Origin of the sequence: Streptomyces sp. NPDC006294 (genome assembly GCF_042870895.1) — a bacterium.
GTDB lineage: Bacteria > Actinomycetota > Actinomycetes > Streptomycetales > Streptomycetaceae > Streptomyces.
On sequence record NZ_JBIAHV010000006.1, the window covers coordinates 78,518 to 97,965 of the forward strand.

Below are 19,448 nucleotides of genomic sequence, written 5' to 3' on the forward strand. Positions count from 1 at the left end.
GCCCCTTGCGGCCGCGTGTTGCGGGCGGCGGAGGGCCGGTGCACCCTGAGGGTTACCCAGAAGCGACACAGGCTCACTCTTCGTACTCGGGGGCCATTTACGAATGACGGGCCGTCGCGGTGAGGAGCCACGGTCATGAACGTTCCGGTTGCCGGCCAGTACAGAATCGAAGTGCCGGCCTCCCCTGAGCGCATTCCTCAGATCCGCCGCATCGTCGCGGCGCATCTGAAGTACTGGGGTCTCGACGCCCATGTCATGCCGGTATGCAGTGCCGTCGACGAACTCGTCGGCAACGTCGTCGACCATGTCGACGGCGACAAGACGTGTGTGGTCGAGCTGCGTTGGACGGGTCGCCATCTGGGCGTCTCCGTCTCCGACCGCGACCGGACCCTTCCCCGGCTGCACACCTCGTCACCCACCCGGGGCGGACTCGCGAGGGTCGCGAGGCTCAGCGACAGCTGGGGCACCTGCGCCACGGAAGAGGGCAAGGTGATCTGGTTCAGCCGGCGTGTGAAGGAGCCGCAGCGCGTGCTGTCCGGACCGCAGGTGCCGCAGCCGCCGGTCCCCGAGTTCAGGCCGCTGCCGCTGGAATCAGTGCCCGCCGACCGGTTCGAGACACCCGCCCTCCATGTACACGCCGTGCGGTGACACGTCGATGTCCTGTCCCGCGACGATGTCTCCCGTGACGCACGGACCGGTCCGCGGAACCGACACCGTGAACCGGACCCGGTCCGACCACTCGGAGACGTGCACACTCTCCTTCGGACATCCGAGCCCGACCAGCCCCTCGAGGACCTGCTGGGCGTCCGGAGCCGCCGAGCCGCCGGGGACGGTCAGTCCCCGTGCGATCCGCTCCGCGTGAGCCGTGCCCCTGCACCGTGCGTCGCCGTCCATCGGCAGCTGGTTCCTGAAGGCATGATTCTCGGCGTACTCGGGGTTCTCCGGCTGCCGGCCGTCGCCGGCGGGGCCGTCCTCGGCCGTGCGGGAGGGCGAGGGGCGCGCGGACGCCGCGCGGTCCGCGCAGCGGGCCGCGACGTCCGTGAACATCCGGTCGTGCCGCGCTCGCCGCCGCCGCAGCGTCCTGCGGTGACGGCGTGCCGCTCCCGGAACCGGACGGGTCGGTGTGCGGCTGCGTGCCGCATCCGGTCAGCGCGACGGCGAGGAGTGCGGCCGTGGCGGCGGTCCGGGCGGGGCGTCCGACAGGTGCTCCGTTCCTGACGGTCGACGACACGACGACGTGCTCCGCGATTGTCGTCCGCCGGACCCGGCCCTCGCCCGCGTACTCGGGCGAGGGCCGGCGCCGCTCACGCCGCCCTGGTGTCCTCACGGCCCGCGGGACGAATCGCCGTGAGCAGTCGGAAGAAGTCCGCCTCGTTGCCCGCGAGTCCGGCGGCACGCAGGGCGTCGTCGGCCTCCGCCATCGGCATCGCCAGCAGCGGAACCGCGAGCGGCGCCCGCTGCGGGTCTGCGAGAACGGCCCTGGTGGTCTGCAGCAGCCGTACGTACGCCTGGGCGGCGGCGGTCTCGGGATCGGTCATCTCGCGCTTCCCCTCCTGAAGGTGTCGACCCGTCAAGCATGGCCGACACCACTGACAACGGCGAAGACCGGCGGTCCGCCCAGGGGTGGCGGACCGCCGGCCGCAGGCCGTGGGGGAACCTCTAGAAGACGCTCACCCCGTAGGCGCTGAGCGCCTCGGTGACGGGCTGGAAGAAGGTGGTGCCGCCCGTGCGGCAGTTGCCGCTGCCGCCGGAGGTGAGGCCGAGGGCGGTGCTGCCGGCGAACAGAGCGCCGCCGCTGTCGCCGGGCTCGGCGCAGACGTTGGTCTGGATCATGCCGTAGACGACGTCGCCGTTGCCGTAGTTGACGGTCGCGTTGAGACCGGTGACCCGGCCGCTGTGCAGGCCGGTGGTGCTGCCGCTGCGCTGGACGGTCTGGCCGACGTAGGCGTTGCCGGCGCCCGTGATGTCACGGTAGCTGCCGTTGTAGAGGTAGACCCGGCCGTCCGCCGCGGAGGCGTTGGAGTGGCGGATGATGCCGTAGTCGTTGTTCGGGAAGCTGGAGCCGGCCCGGTAGCCGAGCAGCGTGGTGTTGGAGGAGTTCGTGTACCAGGTCGAGCCGATGTTCGTGCAGTGACCGGCCGTCAGGGCGTAGTACGTGCTGCCGCTGCGGACGTTGAAACCGAGCGAGCAGCGTCCGCCGCCGGCGTAGATGGCCTGGCCGCCGGCGATCAGCTTGTTGAGCGTGCCGGGTGTGCGCTTGATCTCCAGCGCGCCGGCGCGGTCGCCCGCGGCCTTCTTTATTTTGGCGATCTCGGCGGCCGAGACGGTGGAGTCCGCTGTCACGACGACCTTGCCGGTCTTCTGGTCGGTGTACCAGGCGGTTCCGGCCACGTCGGCCCCGAGCACGGCCTGACCGGTCTGGGCGAGCTGGGCGGTGGTGGCCCGCGGCGCGTCGGCCGGGTCGGCCGTGGCGGACGGGGCGGCAAGCGCGGATGCGGCCACGAGTGCGGCGGCTACGGCGATCAGCCGCGCACCTCTCGAGACGCCGAGGGGGGTAAGGCGCTTGATGTTCACTGCATCCTCCGGTGGGGGAATCCGGGGCCCGCTGGGTGGGAGGGCCCGTCGAACGCCGGCTGGAGGACCGTGACGCGAAGGACTGCGTCATGAGCCTGACAACCGCCGCGGAACGAATCCTGGGCTCCCCGCCGCTCCGCGACAAGATCGCCTTTCGGCCGCTCTACGCGCGTACATCGAGGGCGCGCTCCGGCGGCCGCCGCGGCGCCGTCGCCGCCGTCCTCCCGCCCGGCCCGGGCGGTGCGATTCCGTACGCGGCGGAAGGCTCCCCGGCCCGGTCGAGCAACGGTGAGAAAGCGTTTGCTGTCGCAGCCTCGGCCGGCGCGGCCGCCGGGCGAGGCCCGGCCGGAGCGAAGCCTGCCGCCCGACAGGCAAACGGAATGACGCGTGCCGTTTCGGCAGCTCAGCGTCGAGCGCAGTCGCCCGTCCCCGATGCACCGGCCCGCCGCCGCTCCACCGTTGGCCACTGCAACGTTTCAGTCCGCTCCGCAAAACGCTGCAGTGGCTTCCGCAATGCCCGCAATCCCCGCCCCGCCGCCCCCGGCCCGTCGCGAGCGCCGCCCCGGCCCCCGCCGACGCCGGGCCGTCCCCTGGCACGGCCGTGCCGGACAATCCCCCGACGCCCCGCCGCCAACTCCTTTATGCCTCAATCAATACCGTTCGCGCAGCGCCCGGAGGTGTCCGGAACCCGACCGTCGTACCGTGAGCGGCATGTGCTGGAGTGCGACGGCCGATCTCGTGGCCGGCACGGGCATCGCCGCCGTCGGCGCGGCCGCCGTGGCGGTCACCCTGCACCGCCGCCGGGCGCGCGACCTGCCCCTGGCCGCACTGCCGCTCCTGCTCGGCGCCCACCAGATCGTCGAATCCGCCGTATGGCACTCCGGCGGCGGCGCCGGACCCGCCACCACCGCCTGGGCCGTCATCGCCCTGCCCGTACTCGCCCTCTGGGTCCCCTGCGGCGTACTGCTCGCCGCGCCCTCCGCGAACCGCGGGCGCCTGCTCGTCCCGGCCGCCGTCGGCGCCGCGACCGCAGCCGCCCTCGCGCTGCGGCTCGCCGGCGGCACCGTCACCGCCGACGTCCGCCGCCACACTGTGGGCTACGCCGTCGACCTCCCGTACGCCCCGCTGCTCATCGCCGCCTACTTGGTGGCCACCGCCGGCGCCCTGCTGCTCGCCGCGGACCGCGCGCTGCGGACCCTGGGTCTGCTCGTGGCGGGCGGCGCCGTGGTCTGCGCCCTGCTGTGGAACACCGCGTTCGTCTCCACCTGGTGCGCCGTCGCCGCGGTCGCCTCCGTCACCCTGCTCGCCTGGACCGGCCGCCGGCCGCCGGCCGCCGTCCGCCGGCCGTGAGCGCCGCGCCGCCCGGTGAGGTTCCGGCCCTCCGCAGCTGGGTACCCGGCGCTCCTCACGGCCCGTCGCCCCCGTGTGCAACCGGCCCAGGTCCGGTCGCACAGGTAAGTCCCCCGGGTCAGTCTGGAGCACGGGGGACACGTTCCGAGAGGCAGGAAACACGGTGAACACTGCACAGGAATCCGCGACATCCGTCGTGGTGTCGCTCAGCGGCTGCTCGAGGGAGGACGCCGACGCGGTCTTCCGCGCCCTGAGCAGGTCGTACGAATCGGACCGTGCGCCGGACGAGACGCCCCAGTACGTGTCGGAGGGCCACGCGACCGTGTGGACCACCACCTTCGACGTGGCACAGCCGCACGAGCACGCCGAACCCGTCCGGCTCGCGTCACCCGTCACGGCCGAGCTCCAGGGCGGCTACTGGGCGGTGGACCAGATGCAGGCGACGCTCGCCGCCGCCTTCGACCTGCTGGAGGAGGGCATGGCGGCCGGCGACCAGGAGAAGGACGTCCAGCTCCGCCTCAACAGCGGCGTCCACCAGGAAGAGACCTGATCAGCCGCGCCACCGCACCACAGTCCGAGGAGCACCCCCATGCCCATCGCCACCGTCAACCCAGCGACCGGCGAGACCCTCAAGACCTACGACGCCCTCACCCCCGACGAGATCGACCGCCGCCTCGGCCTCGCCGCCACCGCCTTCGCCGCCCACCGCACCAGGCCCTTCGGTGAACGCGCCGACCTGCTGAACCGGGCCGCCGACCTGCTCGACGAGGACCAGCGGGACATCGCCCGCACGATGACCACCGAGATGGGCAAACCGGTCGCGGCCGCCCGAGCCGAGGCCGCCAAGTGCGCCAAGGCCATGCGCTGGTACGCCGCCCGGGCCGAACAGCTGCTGGCCGACGAGCACCCCGCCGACGACGACATCCGGGACTCCGGAGCCGTACACGCCACCGTCCGCTACCGGCCCCTCGGCGTCGTCCTCGCCGTCATGCCCTGGAACTTCCCGCTCTGGCAGGTGATCCGCTTCGCCGCCCCCGCGCTCATGGCGGGCAATGTCGGCCTCCTCAAGCACGCCTCCAACGTGCCGCAGACCGCGCTCTACCTGGAAGACCTCTTCATCCGCGCCGGATACCCCCAGGGCTGCTTCCAGACCCTGCTCGTCGGCTCCGGCGCGATCGAGTCGGTCCTGCGCGACCCGCGGGTCGCCGCCGCCACTCTGACCGGCAGCGAAGGCGCCGGCCGCTCCGTCGCCTCCGTCGCCGGCGACGAGGTCAAGAAGACCGTCCTCGAACTCGGCGGCAGCGACGCGTACGTCGTCATGCCCTCCGCCGACCTCGACGCGGCCGTCGCCACGGCCGTCACCGCCCGGGTCCAGAACAACGGCCAGTCCTGCATCGCCGCCAAACGTTTCATCGTGCACACCGACGTCCATGACGCGTTCTGCGACCGTTTCACCGCTGCCATGAAGGACCTCACCATCGGCGACCCGATGGACGAAGCCACCGACATCGGCCCCCTCGCGAGCGAAAGCGGCCGGTCCGACCTCGAAGAGCTCGTCGACGACGCCCTCGGCCAGGGCGCCACCGCACGCTGCGGCGGCCGCCGCCCCGCCCACCTCGACCGCGGCTGGTACTACGAGCCCACCGTCCTGACCGGCATCACCGACGGCATGCGCATCCACCGCGAAGAAGCCTTCGGCCCCGTCGCCTCCGTCTACCGGGTCGACGACGCCGAACAGGCCGTCGCCGTCGCCAACGACAGCCCCTTCGGCCTCAGTTCCAACGCCTGGACCCGCGACGCGAGCGAAGTGGAGCTCTTCTCCCGCGACCTCGAGGCGGGCGGCGTGTTCTTCAACGGAATGACCGCGTCCCACCCGGCCCTGCCCTTCGGCGGAATCAAACGGTCCGGCTACGGCCGTGAACTCTCCGGCCACGGCATCCGGGAATTCTGCAACGTCACGACCCTGTGGCACGGCACGAAGACGGAGAGGTAGACCATGGCGCAGTTCGGATACACGATGATGACCGAGCAGGCAGGACCCCGCGACCTCGTCGCCCACGTGGTCGGCGCGGAGAAGGCCGGATTCGACTTCTCCGTCATCTCCGACCACTACTTCCCCTGGCTCGCCTCCCAGGGCCACGCCCCCTACGCCTGGAGCGTCCTCGGAGCCGCCGCCCAGGCCACCTCCCGCATCCCGCTCATGACGTACGTCACCTGCCCGACCACCCGCTACCACCCCGCGGTCGTCGCCCAGAAGGCGGCGACCGTCCAACTCCTGTCGCAGGGACGCTTCCGGCTCGGGCTCGGCTCCGGCGAGAACCTCAACGAACACGTCGTCGGGGCCGACTGGCCCGCCGCCCACGTACGCCTCGACATGCTCGACGAGGCCGCCGGCATCATCCGCCGGCTCCTCGACGGCGAACACGTCACCCACCACGGCGCCCACTTCGACGTCGTCGACGCCAGACTCTGGGACGTACCCGAGGAACGCGTGCCGATCGGCATCGCCGTCTCCGGGGACCGGTCCTGCGCCGTCGCCGGCCGGAACGCCGACCTCGTCATCGCCACCGAGCCGAAACGCGAACTCCTGGACGCCTTCGACCGCTATGGCGGCACCGGCAAACCCCGCGTCGGCCAGATCCCCGTCTGCTACGACACCGACCGCGACGCCGCGGTGAAGCGGGCCCACGACCAGTTCCGCTGGGCCGTCGGCGGCTGGCGCGTCAACGCCGAACTGCCCGGCCACCTCTCCTTCGAACAGGCCACCGCACTCGTCACCCCCGACGACGTCGCCGAGGCCATCCCCTGCGGCAACGACGTCGACGCCTTCACGGAAGCCGTCCGCGCCTACGTCGACGCCGGCTTCACCGAGATCGCCCTCGTCCAGATCGGCGGCGACCAGCAGGAGCCGTTCTTCCGGTGGGCCCAGGACGAACTGCTGCCCGCCCTGCGCGGCCTGTGAGGTGACGACGAGGCGGGCGCGGCCCGGTTCCGTGCGGGCGGGCGGCCACGTGCACTCGGTGCGCCCGGTGCACTCGCACGGGACCGCCCGCCCGCCCGGGGCCAAGGGGCCCCTCGGCGGGACGTCAGACGTTGGGGACCTTCAGCTTGTCCCAACTCGTCCTGCCCGGAATGCCGTCCGCGTCGCTGCCCGAGTACCCGAGCTTGCGCTGCCACGCCGCGTACGACTTGCGGTCCGCCTCCGTCCAGTTGGGCCCCGGCCCCACCTCGTACCGCCCGCACCCCTCGGCCACCAGGCGCTTGCCCATCGCCGTGATGATCGCGCTGCGCCGGCCGACCTGGAAGAACGCGGCCCCGGGATACGGCTCGTACCTGGGCGCCGGCGGCGGCCCGGTCGGATCACCGCCGAGTCTCTGCTGAATACGGCTGCGCATCGCACTCATGCCGAAGCCCCGCGGGTCGACCTTCCCCGGCTGCCACTCCAGGTGCCCGATGACCGAACGGTGGGTCCACCCGTGCGCTCGGCAGATGGCGGCCGCGGCCTTCTCGATGGCCTCCAACTGCGCGGCCGGCCAGGGGTCCTTGCCGTCACCCAGGTTGATGCACTCGAAGCCGTAGAAGTGTCTGTTCCCGTCGGTGTTGGCCTCGTTGTCGGCGGGCAGCGTCGCCGACTCGTTGATCACGGCTCTGAGTACGTCGTCGTCCCCGAGACCGGCGTGGTTCGCCCTGCCGTTGCCGACGAGATAGACGGTGCCGTCCTTGGCGATCACCCCGTGACAGAGCGGACCGGGCAGGCTGGAGTGCCCGTTGTAGCAGAGCTCCACGGAGTTGGAGGTGCCCGACGTCACGGTGTGATGGATCATCACCCCGTGCGTCGGCCCCCAGGGCCCTTTGTGATTCCGGTTGTGTGTGCGCCAGCTCCGGTGCTCGACGACACGCAGTCCTTCGTTGCGTAACGCTCTGAGAAGCTGGTCGGCGGACAGAGGCGTTGCCATCGTGGTGCTCCTTCCCGGACGACCCTCAGCTCACGGGCCGCCCCTGATCGATTTGCCCGCGGGAAGGGCCGATTGAACTGTTCTGACGCTGCGGGTCACGGACAGGCCACGGAGACTACTCGTCCTGCAGTACCCCGGGGGGACGCCCGCACGTGCCGAGCGGGCGTCGCTCGGGCGGGCGGAACGCGGGCGAAGGGCAGGTCAGGCGGCATTCCGTAGGGTTCATGCATGGCAGACGCGAACGAGCGGGCCGTTCAGGCGGCCATTGCGGGGGAGACGCGGCTTCTCGACCCCGATGTGCGTGCTTCCCCGGAACTGGTCTCGGCGCTTCTGGACCCGGCGTGGTCCGCGCCGCGACCACCGCGGGGCGATGGCCGGTCCGCGCCGCGACCACCGCGGGGCGATGGCCGGTCCGCGCCGCGACCACCGCGGGGCGATGGCCGGTTGGCGGCCACCGCCCCGCGTACTGCGGTCCGGAGGGTCAGATGCCCTGCCAGGCCGGCTTCGCCGCGTACGTAGCACGGAAGTAGTCGGCGAGCTTCAGGCCCGAGGCCGCCGCCTCGTCGACGACGACCGTCGCGTGCGGGTGGAGCTGCAGTGCGGACGCGGGCACCAGCGCGGAGAGCGGGCCCTCGACGGCGAGGGCCACGGCGTCGGCCTTGGCCTTGCCCGTGGCGAGGAGCACCAGGTGGCGGGCCTCCAGGATGGTGCCGATGCCCTGGGTGATGACGTGATGGGGGACCTGTTCGATGTCGCCGTCGAAGAACCGGGCGTTGTCGACCCGGGTCTGCTCGGTGAGCGTCTTGATCCGGGTGCGGGAGGCGAGCGACGAGCAGGGCTCGTTGAAGCCGATGTGGCCGTCCGTGCCGATGCCCAGGAGCTGGAGGTCCACGCCGCCGGCCTCGGCCAGCGCGCGGTCGTACGCGACGCAGGCCGCGGCGACGTCCTCGGCCGAGCCGTCGGGGCCCATGAAGGAGTCCTGGTCCAGCCCGAGGGGTTCGACGACCTCGCGCAGCACCACCGAGCGGTACGACTCGGGGTGCCCGGCGGGCAGGCCCACGTACTCGTCGAGCTGACAGATGCGGGCCCGGGAGGCGTCGACCTCCTTGGCCGCGACCTTCGCCGCGAGGGCCTCGTAGATCGGCAGCGGGGTCGACCCCGTGGCGACCCCGAGGAGGGCGTCGGGCTTGTGTCGCAGCAGGTCGGCCATGGCTTCGGCGATCAGCTCGCCACCCGCGGCGGAATCCGGAACGATGACAACTTCCACGAAGATCCCTGTCTCTGTTTGCACCCGGTCAGTGGTGTAGACCAATCTACCTGGTGAGCGGGGGTCCTGTCCTGCCCGGACAGCATGTGGACAGGGTGTGTGGCCCGTACGGAGCAGGCGGCGGACGCCGGACCGTCGGAAAAGCGGCAGCTGGCCCCGGAGGGGCTTCGGCGCCGAGGTGGGCGAGGTCGGACCGCTCGCCGGGGTGCCGGTGCACGCCTGCGCTGAGCAGCCCAGACGCGGCCCCGTCGCGGCCCTGGGCGCCACCCGCCCGCAGCCGCGTCCGCGCCGCCGGCCGCGTGCCTACACGGGGTCCTGCTCCGTGTCGGCCTGGCCGGGCGTGTCCCGTGCGCCCAGGCGGAGGTGTTCGATGTGGTAGACCGCCTCGTCGAGGAGCTGGGCGACGTGGTTGTCGTACAGGCTGTACTCGATGCGGCGGCCCTGCCGGGTGCCGGAGACCAGGCTCAGCGCGCGCAGCAGTCGCAGCTGGTGGGAGACGGCGGACTGCTCCATGTCGACGGCCTGGGCCAGTTCGGTCACTCCGCAGGGCCCCTGGCGCAGCCGGGTCAGGATCATCAGGCGTGACGGCGTGGCCAGTGCCTGGAGTGTGGCGGCGATGGTCGCCGCGGAGTCCGCGTCCAGATGAGCGGCCGGGGTGGCCCTGTCGTCGCCGACTCCGTGTCCCATGGTCCACATGGTAGCCGCGCCCCGGCACACATGAATGAAGACCTCTTCATGTGTTCCGCTATGGTGGTCGGGTTCCGTCCACATCACCGTGCGCGGGATCCGAGGAATCCGAGGAAGAGGTGTGCCTCCGATGGTCCCCCCGACGTCTCCGACGTCCTCGCCCGCCGCGCCGGTACGCGACACGCCCACGTCCCCCGCGACCTCGCCCCCGGCGCCCGGCAGGCGGCGCACCCGGCTGTTCGCGCTGCCCGAGGTCCGCTGGGCGGCGCTGTCCGCCGCCGCGTTCCTGTGTGCGCTGCCGCTCGACCTGGGCGGCGCTCCCGCCTGGGCCTGGGGACCGCTCTACGCCCTCTGCTACGCGGCCGGCGGCTGGGAACCGGGCTGGGCCGGGCTCCGGGCGCTGCGCGAGAAGACCCTCGACGTCGACCTGCTGATGGTCGTCGCCGCGGCCGGGGCCGCGGCGATCGGGCAGTTCCTCGACGGCGGGCTGCTGATCGTCATCTTCGCCGTGTCCGGCGCGCTCGAGGCGCTCGCCACCCGGCGCACCGCCGACTCCGTCAGCGGCCTGCTCGACCTCGCCCCGGCCCGGGCCGTACGCCTGACCGACGGCGGCCAGGAAGCGGTGGACGTCGCGGAGTTGCGGGTCGGCGACACCGTGCTCGTACGGCCGGGGGAGCGGCTGCCGGCCGACGGGACCGTGCTGGAGGGTGCGAGCGAGGTCGACCAGGCCACCATCACGGGCGAGCCGCTCCCCGTCGGGCGCACCGCCGGTGACACCGTCTTCGCCGGCACGCTGAACGGCACCGGCTCGCTGTGCGTCCGCGTCGACGCGGACGCCGCCGGATCCGTCATCGCACGGATCGTGGCCATGGTCGAGGAGGCGAGCGCGACCAAGGCTCCCACCCAGCTGTTCATCGAGAAGATCGAACAGCGGTACTCCACCGGCGTCGTGGTCGCCACCCTCGCGCTGCTCACCGTGCCGCTCGCCTTCGGCGCCGACTTCACCCCCACCCTGCTGCGCGCCATGACGTTCATGATCGTGGCCTCGCCGTGTGCCGTCGTGCTCGCCACCATGCCGCCGCTGCTCTCCGCGATCGCCAACGCCGGCCGCCACGGAGTGCTCGTCAAGTCCGCCGTGGCGATGGAGCGGCTCGGGTCCGTCACCAGGGTCGCGCTCGACAAGACCGGCACGCTCACCGAAGGGGCGCCACGCGTCGCCCACGTGCACCCCCTGCCGGCGGGCGGCCTCGACGCGGACACCGCGCTGACCCTCGCGGCGGCGGCCGAGCTCCACAGCGAGCACCCGCTCGGCCGCGCGGTCGTCGCCGCGGCCCGCGAACGCGGCCTGCGGCTGCCGGAGGCACGGGAGTTCGACTCGGAGCCGGGACGCGGAGTGTCGGCGCTCGTCTCGGGCCGCAAGGTGCGCGTCGGCAGCCCCGCCGCGCTGCTGACCGGCGCGTGCCCGGCGGTCACGGAGGCGGAGACCGACGGCCGTACGGCGGTCGTGGTCGAGGCGGACGGCGAAACCGTCGCCGTGCTCGCCGTCGACGACCGGCTCAGGGCCGGCGCACCGGAGGCCGTCGCGGCCCTGACCAGGCTCACCGGCACCGCACCGACGCTGCTCACCGGCGACAACCCGCGGGCGGCGGCGCGGGTGGCGGGCGAGGTCGGCATCACCGACGTACGGGCCGGACTGCTGCCGCAGGACAAGGTCGCGGCGGTACGGGAATGGGAACGCGCCGGCGACAAGGTCCTGGTCGTCGGCGACGGCGTGAACGACGCGCCCGCGCTGGCGGCGGCGACCGCCGGCGTCGCGATGGGCCGGGCCGGCTCCGACCTGGCGCTGGAGAGCGCGGACGCCGTCGTCGTACGCGACGAGGCCGCCGCCGTCCCGGCGGTCGTGGCCCTGTCACGCCGGGCCCGCCGGCTGGTCGTGCAGAACCTCGTCATCGCCTCCGTGTGCATCGGCGTCCTGGTCGTCTGGGACCTCGCCTGGCACCTTCCGCTCCCGCTCGGCGTCGCCGGCCACGAGGGCTCCACGGTCCTGGTGGGCCTCAACGGCCTGCGGCTGCTCCGGGAGCCGGCCTGGCGCGACGCGGCGGCGGCGTGACGTACGCCGCCGGACCCCGCCCCGCAGCCTGGCCCGGTGGCGGTCCCGGCACCCCGCCTGGGGTGCCGGGCGTCAGCCCCGCGAAGGGGCACGGGGCGCCGGCCCGGCGGGGGAGGAGGCGGCTCGCGTCCACGCCGCCAACTCCTCCGCCGTCCGCGGGCCTTCGCCCCCGTCCAGCAGCCCCTGCGCCCTCAGCAGCTCCGCGACCGCCGTCCCCCACGGCATCCGCAGCCGCGCCGACTCCAACAGCGCGTGGTCCGAGAGGAGTTCGGACGCGGGCCCGGTCCGCAGGCCGTCCGGCGTCAGCACGGCGGCGTCGTCGGCCCAGCGCAGGGCGAGATCGACGTCGTGCGTCGCCATGACGACCGTCGTCCCCGCCGCCCGCAGACCGTCGAGCACGTCGAGCAGCCGCTCCTGCCCGTGCGGATCGAGCCCCGCGGTCGGCTCGTCCAGGATCAGCACCCGCGGCCGCATCGCCACCGCGCCGGCGATCGCGGCCCGTTTGCGCTGCCCGTACGAGAGCAGATGCGTGGGCCGGTCCCGCAGCGCCACGATGTCCATCGCGGCCAGCGACTCGTCCACCCGGGCCCGTACCTCGTCCTCCGCCAGCCCGAGGTTCATCGGACCGAACGACACGTCCTGCTCGACGGACGCCGCGAACAGCTGGTCGTCGGGGTCCTGCAGGACCAGCTGCACCGTCGTACGGAGCCGGGTCAGTCCGGCCCGGTCGTAGGTCACCGGCTCGCCGCCCAGCCGCAGCCGGCCGGTCGCGGGCCGCAGCCCGCCGCTCAGCAGCCGCAACAGGGTCGTCTTGCCGCTGCCGTTGCGTCCGAGCAGCGCGGTCGACCTGCCCTCCGCGAGGCCGAGGCCGATCCCGGTGAGGACGGCGGGGCCGTCCTCGTAGGCGTAACCGGCGTCGACGAGTTCCACGATCACAGGGCGAACCTTTCGAGCACGAGAGTGAGGACGACGATCCCGGTCAGCAGCGCGGCCACCCCGGCGAGGAACAGGCGGGACACCGTGGCCGGCGGCACCAGCACCCGCAGGGTGCCGTCGTAGCCGCGGCCCGCGAGCCCCGTCTGCAGCCGGCTCGCCCGGTCGAAGGCGCGCACGAAGGCCGTCGCCCCGAGCCCCGCGAGCGAGCGCCAGGCGGCGGCTCGCGTCGTGTGGCCGAGACGGGCGGCCTGGGCCTGGCGGATGTTCGCCACGGCGTCGAGCAGCAGGAAACTGATCCGGTACATGACGAGCGCCACGTCGACCACCGCGGGCGGCACGCCCGCCTTGACCAGCCGCGGCAGCAGGTCGGACATCGGCGTCGTGAAGGCGAACAGCAGTACGCCCAGAGAGGCCGCGGACGTGCGCAGCAGCAGCCGCACCGCCTGTCCCGGCCCGTCCGGGGCGAGCGCGACCAGGCCGTCCGGGCCGCCCACCGCGAACAGCAGCGGTACGGCCCCGGTGACACAGAACCCCAGCGGGATACGGAACGCCCGCCAGAGCCGGCGCGGCGCCACCCCCGCAGGACCGAGCAGCACGACGAGCGTGGCCGCGGCGACGAGGACGGCGCCGGGCCACGGTGGCAGGCAGACGGCCGTCACCGTCAGACCGATCCCGAGGGCGGCCTTCTCACACGGGTGGCGGCGGCGCCAGCTGCTGCTGTGCGCCGCCACGTCGATGGGAAGCATCGGCGGCTACGCCGGGGGCGCGGCGGCGTCGGAGTCCTTGGCGGCGGCTTTCGCCCCCGCCTCCTTGCTCTGCGCCTCTTTCGCCCGCTCCTCGCCCTGCCGCCGGCCCCGGCGCAGCCCGAAGTAGTACGCCAGCACGCCCGCGCCGAGCGCCGCCTGCAGGGAGAACAGCGCCGACTCGATCTCGCCGGACGGCGGTTCGTACAGCGGGGAGAACCAGGGCTCGTAGTCCGGTTCGAGCTCCGTGATCGCCGTCTCGGCCTCCCCGTCCGAGCCGGTGAACGGCTCGGCCTTGTGGTCCCCGAGCCCCAGCACCAGGGGCAGGACGGCCAGGGCCGCAACGGCCAGCAGGAGCAGGGCGTTGATCCTCGCGTTACGGTTCATCGGACCGTTGCCTCCTTCTTCGCACCCGGAACCAGCACGCCCAGCCTGGTCAGTTCGCCCTTGCTGGACCGGCTGAGCAGCCGCATCACCAGCACGGTGAGCAGGCCCTCGCTGACCGCCAGCGGGATCTGCGTGAGCGCGAAGATCCCGCCGAACTTCGCCAGCGAGCCCGCCACGCCGCTGCCCGGGTCGGGGAAGGCGAGCGCCAGTTGGACGGTGGTCACGCAGTACGTGGACAGGTCGGCGGTGAACGCGCCGAAGAACACGCTCACCATCAGCGGCGCCCCGGACCGGCGCAGCAGCCGGTACACCCCGTACCCCGCCCAGGGGCCGACGACCGCCATCGAGAAGACGTTGGCGCCGAGCGTGGTCAGACCGCCGTGCGCCAGCAGCAGTGCCTGGAAGAGCAGCGTGATGGTGCCGAGTACCGCCATGATCGGCGGTCTGAACAGGATCGCGCCGAGACCGGTACCGGTCGGGTGCGAGCAACTGCCGGTCACCGACGGGATCTTCAGCGCCGACAGGACGAACGTGAAGGCGCCCGCAGCGCCGAGCAGCAGGGTCGAATCGGGATTGGACCTGACCTCGCGGGTCAGGGCGCGTACGCCGTGGACGACGAACGGGGCGGAAGCGACGCCCCAGGCGGCCGCGTGCAACGGGGGCAGATACCCCTCGGCTATATGCATGATGTGGGAGACCCTCTCCAGCACCTCGTGGATGGACAACGCACCCTGGCCGGTCTCCTGGCTGACGGGTCATGCCGCCCGTACTCCGCCTTCCCGGGCACCACGCGCAGGCGCGGTGTCCCAGTGGCTCCCCGTGAGGGGTCGGAGCCGGACTTCCCGATCACAGTGGCGAGGGCCGCACCGGTACCGCACCGGTTTCCCGAACACCAAGGCCCCGTGACAGTAATGCGCCGACCAGCGACATCACAAGCCGCGCACGGGCGCACCGGGCCGCGACGGGGTGAGCCGTTCGCCACATCCGGGCCGGGGGCGGCGGCGCGGGTGGCTGTCCGCGGCCGCGGTATGTCCGGGTTCGCGGCGGCGGCGCCGCACGGTTCACGGCCGCCGCACCTCGCCTCTCGCGGCGGCGGTGCCCGAGGGGCCGCCGCAGCCGTACGTCACACTTTGCGGTAGTCGTACGCCTCCGAGGCCGCCGCCTCCACCGCGTCCAGGTCGGCCCCGGCGGAGGCCGTCACCAGGGCCGCCACCGCGCCCTCCACGAACGGCGCGTCCACCAGCCGGGTCCCGTCGGGCAGTTCGTCGCCCTCGGCCAGCAGCGCCTTGACCGTCAGCACGGCGCTGCCCAGGTCCACCAGGACCGCGACGCCCGCCCCGCCGTCGACCTGCTCCGCCGCCGCGGTGATCAGTTCGGCGCTGGTGCCGAGACCGCCGTCCGGGGTCCCGCCGGCCGGCGCCACCGGGGCCGTACCGCCGCCGCCCGCGAGCCCCTTGGCCAGTTCGGCGACGGCGGCGGCGACCTCCCTGCTGTGCGAGACCAGCACGATCCCGACCTGCCCGCCGCCGCTCATGCCGTCTCCACCGTCTCGGCGAGCGCGGCGACCAGCAGGGCGGAGGACGTGGCTCCGGGGTCCTGGTGGCCGATGCTGCGCTCACCGAGATAGCTCGCCCTGCCCTTGCGCGCCTGCAACGGCACCGTCGCCAGGGCCCCTTGCTCGGCCGCCTCGCGGGCCGCGGCGAACGACCCGGTGCTGTCACCGAGCGCCGCCACCGCCGGCTCGAGGGCGTCCAGCATCGTCTTGTCGCCCGCCTTCGCGCCGCCCAGCTGCGCCACCGCGGCGACCCCCGTCCGCAGCGCCTCCGCGAGCTGCGCGGGCGTCACCTCCGCGTCGTCGCCCAGCGCCTTGCCGGTGCGCCGCAGCAGCGTCCCGTACAGCGGGCCCGACGCGCCGCCGACCGTCGACACCAACTGCCGTCCGGCCAGCATCAGGACCGCGCCGGGCGTCGCCGGCGGCTCCTTCTCCAGCGCGGTGCCGACGGCCGCGAAGCCGCGCCGGAGATTGCTGCCGTGATCCGCGTCACCGATCGCCGAGTCCAACTCGGTCAGTCGGTCCGCCTCCCGGTCCACGGCGGCAGCGACCGCTGCCAGCCAGCGGCGGAAGAATTCGGTGTCGAGCACAGGAACTCCCTGGTGGGTCGGGTCGGTTCGAAGGGGGGCGGTGCCGGGGGACGCGGGCCGTCACGGCCCCCAGCGCAGCGCCGGGGTCCGCACCGGCGCGTCCCACAGCCTGAGCAGCTCCTCGTCGACCTGGCAGAGGGTCACGGACGCGCCGGCCATGTCGAGGGACGTCACATAGTTGCCGACGAGGGTCCGGGCCACGGCCACGTCCCGCTCGGCCAGCACCCGCTGGACCTCCGCGTTGAAGCCGTACAGCTCCAGCAGCGGTGTCGCGCCCATGCCGTTGACGAGGGCGATCACCGGGCCGGAGGGGCGCAGATCCTCCAGGACGGCCTCGACGGCGAAGTCCGCGATCTCCCGCGACGTCATCATCGGGCGGCGCTCCCGCCCCGGCTCGCCATGGATGCCGACGCCCAGTTCCAGCTCGCCGGAGGGCAGGTCGAAGGTGGGACCGCCCTTCGCCGGGGTGCTGCAGGCGCTCAGCGCCACACCGAAGCTGCGGGTCGACGCGTTGACCTGCCGGCCGATCGCCTCGACCCGCTCCAGCGGCGCGCGCTCCTCGGCGGCGGCCCCGGCGATCTTCTCCACGAACAGGGTCGCGCCGGTGCCGCGCCGCCCGGCCGTGTACAGGCTGTCCGTCACGGCCACGTCGTCGTCGACCAGGACCCGCCCCAGCCGTACGCCCTCGTCCTCCGCGAGCTCGGCGGCCATGTCGAAGTTCAGGACGTCACCGGTGTAGTTCTTCACGACGAACAGCACGCCCTCGCCGCTGTCGACCGCGGCGGCGGCCCGCACCATCTGGTCCGGCACCGGGCTGGTGAACACCTCCCCGGGGCAGGCGCCGTCGAGCATCCCGGGCCCGACGAATCCGCCGTGCAGCGGCTCGTGCCCCGACCCGCCCCCGGAGACCAGCGCCACCTTCCCCGCGACGGGCGCGTCCCGCCGCACGATCACCCGGTTGTCCACGTCCACGGCCAACTCGGGATGCGCGGCCGCCATTCCGCGCAGCGCGTCCGCGACGACGGTCTCCGGCACATTGATGAGCATCCTCAACGGTTCCTCCTGTGAAGGTCACCAGGCGGGCCCAGGGGCAGGGTCTCACCTGGTCAGCGGATCTGTAGGGGTTTCTGGCGCATGACGGTCGGGCGGCCTCAGGCGACGTCCGGCGGGGCTGATGCTGACTTTGCTGACTTGTCGTCAGGAGCACTCACCTGTCGTTGTCGGGGCGCAGGGCGTCCAGTATCGAAGAGGCATGCCTCGATCGGGAAGCGGCGCGTCGAAGGTTGAGCCCCGAATCGTTCACTTGTCCGCTGCGGCGTGAAGTGTCCCCACGACCACGGCTTTCATGTCCTGCGGCATACTCCGCCTCGGTCGTGGTGGAGGGTGGAGAGCACCCGATCGGGGCGGGCCCCTCGTCCTGGGTGGACGGAAGACCCCTGTCTGCGCGGGGACCACGGCGGTGAGCGTGTTCTTTGTCTACCAAGTCTTCCAGGCTTGCCGATGGCCTTGAGGGTCTCGGGGCGTCTGACGGTCCTGCCGACGTCATAGCGGAGCGCCCGGTACTTGTTCTTGGTGCCGGGTGGCCGTCCGGGACGGGCGCCACGAGGTTGGGGAACACGGGCGGGGCAGAGCAGGTGTGCACGGATGTTCCTGAACCCCCGGGCGGACCCACGCCCGCCGCCGTCACAGCGGCGGCAGCCGCCGGCCAGACCGCCGATCACGCCCGCGACCGGCCTTGAACCGCAGCCACCGGACGAGAAGGACTACGGCGACCAGACCGAGTACGAGAAGGCCCTCGTGCCTTCCGGCGCCGACTGCCCGCTTGCGCCGGACGCCGCAGACCCGTGCGGGTTCGGACCGGCGGACAGAGTGCCTTCCGGAGCGCGGGAGCTGGTCGGCCTCATGAGACAGCTCATGGGTGATGCGCTGCCACACGCGCTCGGGTGGAGCTGCCGGAAGGTCCGACGCCTCCGCGCCGCGCGCGGCCGTCACCACGCGGGTCGTCAGTTCCAGTTCCTCGCGGCAGCGCGGGCACGCCGCGACATGTCCGAGGGCGCTGATGTCCTCGTCGCTGCTCGTGTGGCCGAGTGCCAGCTCCACCAGGTGCGACGGCTCTACATGGCCCACTGTGCCTCCTGTGGCTCGGTCGTTGTCCCGGTGTGCACGAGCCGGTCGCATGTGACGCAGTGCTGTCAGTCCCGCAACCGCTCGGCCGTGACGACGAGGTTCGCGAGGCAGCCTCCCCGGTCGGGGCCGAAGGGGCGCACAGGTGATCAGCGTGAGGACCGGGTCGCCCGTCCGGCGGAACACGGAGGATGGCAGCTCGTCCTTGGGCACTGTGGCGCGGGAGACGACGCGATGGACCACCCGCTGCCCCCGTTCGCCGTACCTCGACGCGGTCGCCGCGTCGGCAGCCGCCATCGTCGGTCCGGTCAGCCGTTGCGCGGCGTCAGCCACGCCGGCCGGCGACGGGGCGGGCCACCAGGGCGCCGGTCACTGTGATCGCTCCGGCCGTGGCGGCCCAGGCCAACCACTGGTCGGAGGAGTTCTGGGTGACGGCGGCGCCGCTGCCGCCCGCGTGAACGGCGTTGGGCGTCGATTCCATGCCGCTGAACGTCCGGGTGGCCAGGGCCAGGTTCTTGTTCTCGGCGCTGCCCCAGGCGTAGACGACGTTGCTCGTCCCTTCCTTGAAGTTCAGGTCGGCCGGTCCGATGGCCACGGTGTCCGTGCCGGCGAGGACGACGTCGGCATTCACGGCGCCCGCGTCGACCGCCGCGGTGTCCTCGTCGGGGTTCGTCAGACCGGTGAAGACGGGCTGTCCGCCGGCCCGTACGTCGACGGCGGGCGCGGCCGCCACATGACGGACCGTCAGGCGTGCCTTGCCTGTGTCCACCTCCGAGATGTCGTTGGTGAACGCCGTCAGCCGGGGTTCGCCGTCGGCGGAGAGATGGGCGGCGACCGTGGCGTTGCCGCTCTCGGGCACCTGCACCTTCTTCTCGAGGGCCGGCGTGCCGTCGGGGCCCTGGCCCGCTGCAAAGACCTGAATGTCGTAGGTCCCCGCGTCGAGGGACTGCGGATCGGTCACCGTGCCGGGCTCGAAGCCGCTGAGCAGCTCGTCGCCGTCGGCGTAGACGTCGACCGTCATTCCGGGGATGCCGTGGAAGACGGACACCATGGCTTTGTCCCCGGCCTGGGCGGGAGCCGCCGAGGCGGGTGCGGTCACGCCGAGGGCCAGGGCACAGGCGCCGGCCGAGGCGGCGACGGCGATGGGGGTCCCGGAGGTCATGGGGATCATC

At 72.9% G+C, this 19,448-nt stretch carries 21 protein-coding genes, 1 pseudogene and 1 riboswitch; of the genes and pseudogenes, 6 read left to right on the forward strand and 16 right to left on the reverse strand.

Annotation, left to right across the window (positions count from 1 at the left end; all coding sequences use genetic code 11):
• Positions 1-135 precede the first annotated feature (135 nt).
• On the forward strand, positions 136-648 hold the full coding sequence (locus ACFYOP_RS12025) for an ATP-binding protein (RefSeq protein WP_356897419.1): 513 nt from the start codon (positions 136-138) through the stop codon (positions 646-648).
• Here the strand turns inward: ACFYOP_RS12025 and ACFYOP_RS12030 are convergent.
• The 3 genes from ACFYOP_RS12030 to ACFYOP_RS12040 all read right to left on the reverse strand — a co-directional run bounded on the left by ACFYOP_RS12030 (position 592) and on the right by ACFYOP_RS12040 (position 2,574).
• Positions 592-1,047 (reverse strand): hypothetical protein, encoded by a 456-nt coding sequence (locus tag ACFYOP_RS12030; protein ID WP_356897420.1) that lies wholly within the window; start codon positions 1,045-1,047, stop codon positions 592-594. The two genes, ACFYOP_RS12025 and ACFYOP_RS12030, sit on opposite strands and share 57 nt — an antisense overlap.
• 257 nt (positions 1,048-1,304) lie before the next feature.
• Positions 1,305-1,538, reverse strand: a complete 234-nt coding sequence (locus tag ACFYOP_RS12035) for a hypothetical protein (protein WP_356897421.1) — start codon at positions 1,536-1,538, stop codon at positions 1,305-1,307.
• A 121-nt stretch (positions 1,539-1,659) separates the two neighbouring features.
• Positions 1,660-2,574: a S1 family peptidase gene (locus ACFYOP_RS12040; protein WP_356897422.1), complete on the reverse strand. Its 915-nt coding sequence runs from the start codon at positions 2,572-2,574 to the stop codon at positions 1,660-1,662.
• A 711-nt stretch (positions 2,575-3,285) separates the two neighbouring features.
• On the opposite strand from ACFYOP_RS12040, the gene ACFYOP_RS12045 reads away from it, so the two are divergent.
• The 4 genes from ACFYOP_RS12045 to ACFYOP_RS12060 all read left to right on the forward strand — a co-directional run bounded on the left by ACFYOP_RS12045 (position 3,286) and on the right by ACFYOP_RS12060 (position 6,886).
• Positions 3,286-3,924 carry a DUF6629 family protein gene (locus tag ACFYOP_RS12045; RefSeq protein ID WP_356897423.1) on the forward strand — a complete coding sequence of 213 codons (639 nt, stop codon included), beginning with the start codon at positions 3,286-3,288 and terminating at the stop codon, positions 3,922-3,924.
• Positions 3,925-4,087: 163 nt separating this feature from the next.
• Entirely contained in the window at positions 4,088-4,474 is a 387-nt protein-coding gene (locus ACFYOP_RS12050; RefSeq protein WP_356897424.1) for a hypothetical protein, read from the forward strand.
• A 39-nt stretch (positions 4,475-4,513) separates the two neighbouring features.
• Positions 4,514-5,917, forward strand: a complete 1,404-nt coding sequence (locus ACFYOP_RS12055) for an NADP-dependent succinic semialdehyde dehydrogenase (protein ID WP_356897425.1) — start codon at positions 4,514-4,516, stop codon at positions 5,915-5,917.
• A gap of 3 nt (positions 5,918-5,920) precedes the next feature.
• On the forward strand, positions 5,921-6,886 hold the full coding sequence (locus ACFYOP_RS12060; protein WP_356897426.1) for an LLM class F420-dependent oxidoreductase: 966 nt from the start codon (positions 5,921-5,923) through the stop codon (positions 6,884-6,886).
• Between the two features lie 124 nt (positions 6,887-7,010).
• Here ACFYOP_RS12060 and ACFYOP_RS12065 read toward each other — a convergent pair whose 3' ends face one another.
• The 3 genes from ACFYOP_RS12065 to ACFYOP_RS12075 form a co-directional block, all read right to left on the reverse strand.
• On the reverse strand, positions 7,011-7,880 hold the full coding sequence (locus ACFYOP_RS12065; protein ID WP_356897427.1) for a peptidoglycan-binding protein: 870 nt from the start codon (positions 7,878-7,880) through the stop codon (positions 7,011-7,013).
• 481 nt (positions 7,881-8,361) lie between these two features.
• Positions 8,362-9,147, reverse strand: coding sequence for a glucosamine-6-phosphate deaminase (gene nagB / locus ACFYOP_RS12070; protein WP_356897428.1), 786 nt, complete (start codon positions 9,145-9,147; stop codon positions 8,362-8,364).
• Between the two features lie 303 nt (positions 9,148-9,450).
• Positions 9,451-9,834 carry a metalloregulator ArsR/SmtB family transcription factor gene (locus ACFYOP_RS12075; protein ID WP_356897429.1) on the reverse strand — a complete coding sequence of 128 codons (384 nt, stop codon included), beginning with the start codon at positions 9,832-9,834 and terminating at the stop codon, positions 9,451-9,453.
• A 130-nt stretch (positions 9,835-9,964) separates the two neighbouring features.
• Here ACFYOP_RS12075 and ACFYOP_RS12080 point away from each other — a divergent pair, with 130 nt between their 5' ends.
• Positions 9,965-11,944 (forward strand): heavy metal translocating P-type ATPase, encoded by a 1,980-nt coding sequence (locus ACFYOP_RS12080; RefSeq protein WP_356897430.1) that lies wholly within the window; start codon positions 9,965-9,967, stop codon positions 11,942-11,944.
• 72 nt (positions 11,945-12,016) lie between these two features.
• Here the strand turns inward: ACFYOP_RS12080 and ACFYOP_RS12085 are convergent, their stop codons facing one another.
• From ACFYOP_RS12085 to ACFYOP_RS12130, 10 genes and pseudogenes are all read right to left on the reverse strand, one after another.
• Positions 12,017-12,874, reverse strand: a complete 858-nt coding sequence (locus ACFYOP_RS12085; RefSeq protein WP_356897468.1) for an ATP-binding cassette domain-containing protein — start codon at positions 12,872-12,874, stop codon at positions 12,017-12,019.
• Positions 12,875-12,876: 2 nt separating this feature from the next.
• A complete protein-coding gene (gene cbiQ, locus ACFYOP_RS12090) occupies positions 12,877-13,626 on the reverse strand; it encodes a cobalt ECF transporter T component CbiQ (protein WP_356897431.1) in 750 nt (249 codons plus the stop codon).
• Between the two features lie 6 nt (positions 13,627-13,632).
• Positions 13,633-14,010 carry an energy-coupling factor ABC transporter substrate-binding protein gene (locus ACFYOP_RS12095; RefSeq protein WP_356897432.1) on the reverse strand — a complete coding sequence of 126 codons (378 nt, stop codon included), beginning with the start codon at positions 14,008-14,010 and terminating at the stop codon, positions 13,633-13,635.
• A complete protein-coding gene (locus ACFYOP_RS12100; RefSeq protein ID WP_356897469.1) occupies positions 14,007-14,696 on the reverse strand; it encodes an energy-coupling factor ABC transporter permease in 690 nt (229 codons plus the stop codon). Before ACFYOP_RS12100 ends, ACFYOP_RS12095 begins: the two co-directional genes overlap by 4 nt.
• 29 nt (positions 14,697-14,725) lie before the next feature.
• A riboswitch (cobalamin riboswitch) is annotated at positions 14,726-14,922 on the reverse strand.
• Positions 14,923-15,133: 211 nt separating this feature from the next.
• Positions 15,134-15,544, reverse strand: a complete 411-nt coding sequence (locus ACFYOP_RS12105) for a PTS fructose transporter subunit IIA (RefSeq protein WP_356897433.1) — start codon at positions 15,542-15,544, stop codon at positions 15,134-15,136.
• The gene (gene dhaL / locus ACFYOP_RS12110; RefSeq protein ID WP_356897434.1) at positions 15,541-16,152 is read right to left on the reverse strand and encodes a dihydroxyacetone kinase subunit DhaL; all 612 of its coding nucleotides are present in this window, start codon (positions 16,150-16,152) and stop codon (positions 15,541-15,543) included. The genes ACFYOP_RS12105 and dhaL overlap by 4 nt, the downstream gene beginning before the upstream one ends.
• A gap of 60 nt (positions 16,153-16,212) precedes the next feature.
• Positions 16,213-17,205, reverse strand: coding sequence for a dihydroxyacetone kinase subunit DhaK (gene dhaK / locus ACFYOP_RS12115; RefSeq protein ID WP_356897435.1), 993 nt, complete (start codon positions 17,203-17,205; stop codon positions 16,213-16,215).
• Between the two features lie 431 nt (positions 17,206-17,636).
• Positions 17,637-17,813: pseudogene (locus ACFYOP_RS12120) on the reverse strand (transposase); the annotation flags it as partial.
• A 22-nt stretch (positions 17,814-17,835) separates the two neighbouring features.
• Complete coding sequence (locus tag ACFYOP_RS12125) at positions 17,836-18,279, reverse strand: hypothetical protein (RefSeq protein ID WP_356897436.1); 444 nt, start codon at positions 18,277-18,279, stop codon at positions 17,836-17,838.
• A 322-nt stretch (positions 18,280-18,601) separates the two neighbouring features.
• Positions 18,602-19,438, reverse strand: coding sequence for a DUF4397 domain-containing protein (locus ACFYOP_RS12130; RefSeq protein ID WP_356897437.1), 837 nt, complete (start codon positions 19,436-19,438; stop codon positions 18,602-18,604).
• Positions 19,439-19,448 lie beyond the last annotated feature (10 nt).

Bases quoted from the DNA above. Each gene is read 5' to 3' on its own strand.
- ACFYOP_RS12025 (WP_356897419.1), top strand. From the start codon at position 136: ATGAACGTTCCGGTTGCCGGCCAGTACAGAATCGAAGTGCCGGCCTCC.
- ACFYOP_RS12030 (WP_356897420.1), bottom strand. From the start codon at position 1,047: ATGTTCACGGACGTCGCGGCCCGCTGCGCGGACCGCGCGGCGTCCGCG.
- ACFYOP_RS12035 (WP_356897421.1), bottom strand. From the start codon at position 1,538: ATGACCGATCCCGAGACCGCCGCCGCCCAGGCGTACGTACGGCTGCTG.
- ACFYOP_RS12045 (WP_356897423.1), top strand. From the start codon at position 3,286: ATGTGCTGGAGTGCGACGGCCGATCTCGTGGCCGGCACGGGCATCGCC.
- ACFYOP_RS12055 (WP_356897425.1), top strand. From the start codon at position 4,514: ATGCCCATCGCCACCGTCAACCCAGCGACCGGCGAGACCCTCAAGACC.
- ACFYOP_RS12060 (WP_356897426.1), top strand. From the start codon at position 5,921: ATGGCGCAGTTCGGATACACGATGATGACCGAGCAGGCAGGACCCCGC.
- ACFYOP_RS12065 (WP_356897427.1), bottom strand. From the start codon at position 7,880: ATGGCAACGCCTCTGTCCGCCGACCAGCTTCTCAGAGCGTTACGCAAC.
- ACFYOP_RS12075 (WP_356897429.1), bottom strand. From the start codon at position 9,834: ATGGGACACGGAGTCGGCGACGACAGGGCCACCCCGGCCGCTCATCTG.
- ACFYOP_RS12080 (WP_356897430.1), top strand. From the start codon at position 9,965: ATGGTCCCCCCGACGTCTCCGACGTCCTCGCCCGCCGCGCCGGTACGC.
- cbiQ (WP_356897431.1), bottom strand. From the start codon at position 13,626: ATGCTTCCCATCGACGTGGCGGCGCACAGCAGCAGCTGGCGCCGCCGC.
- ACFYOP_RS12095 (WP_356897432.1), bottom strand. From the start codon at position 14,010: ATGAACCGTAACGCGAGGATCAACGCCCTGCTCCTGCTGGCCGTTGCG.
- ACFYOP_RS12100 (WP_356897469.1), bottom strand. From the start codon at position 14,696: ATGCATATAGCCGAGGGGTATCTGCCCCCGTTGCACGCGGCCGCCTGG.
- ACFYOP_RS12105 (WP_356897433.1), bottom strand. From the start codon at position 15,544: ATGAGCGGCGGCGGGCAGGTCGGGATCGTGCTGGTCTCGCACAGCAGG.
- ACFYOP_RS12130 (WP_356897437.1), bottom strand. From the start codon at position 19,438: ATGACCTCCGGGACCCCCATCGCCGTCGCCGCCTCGGCCGGCGCCTGT.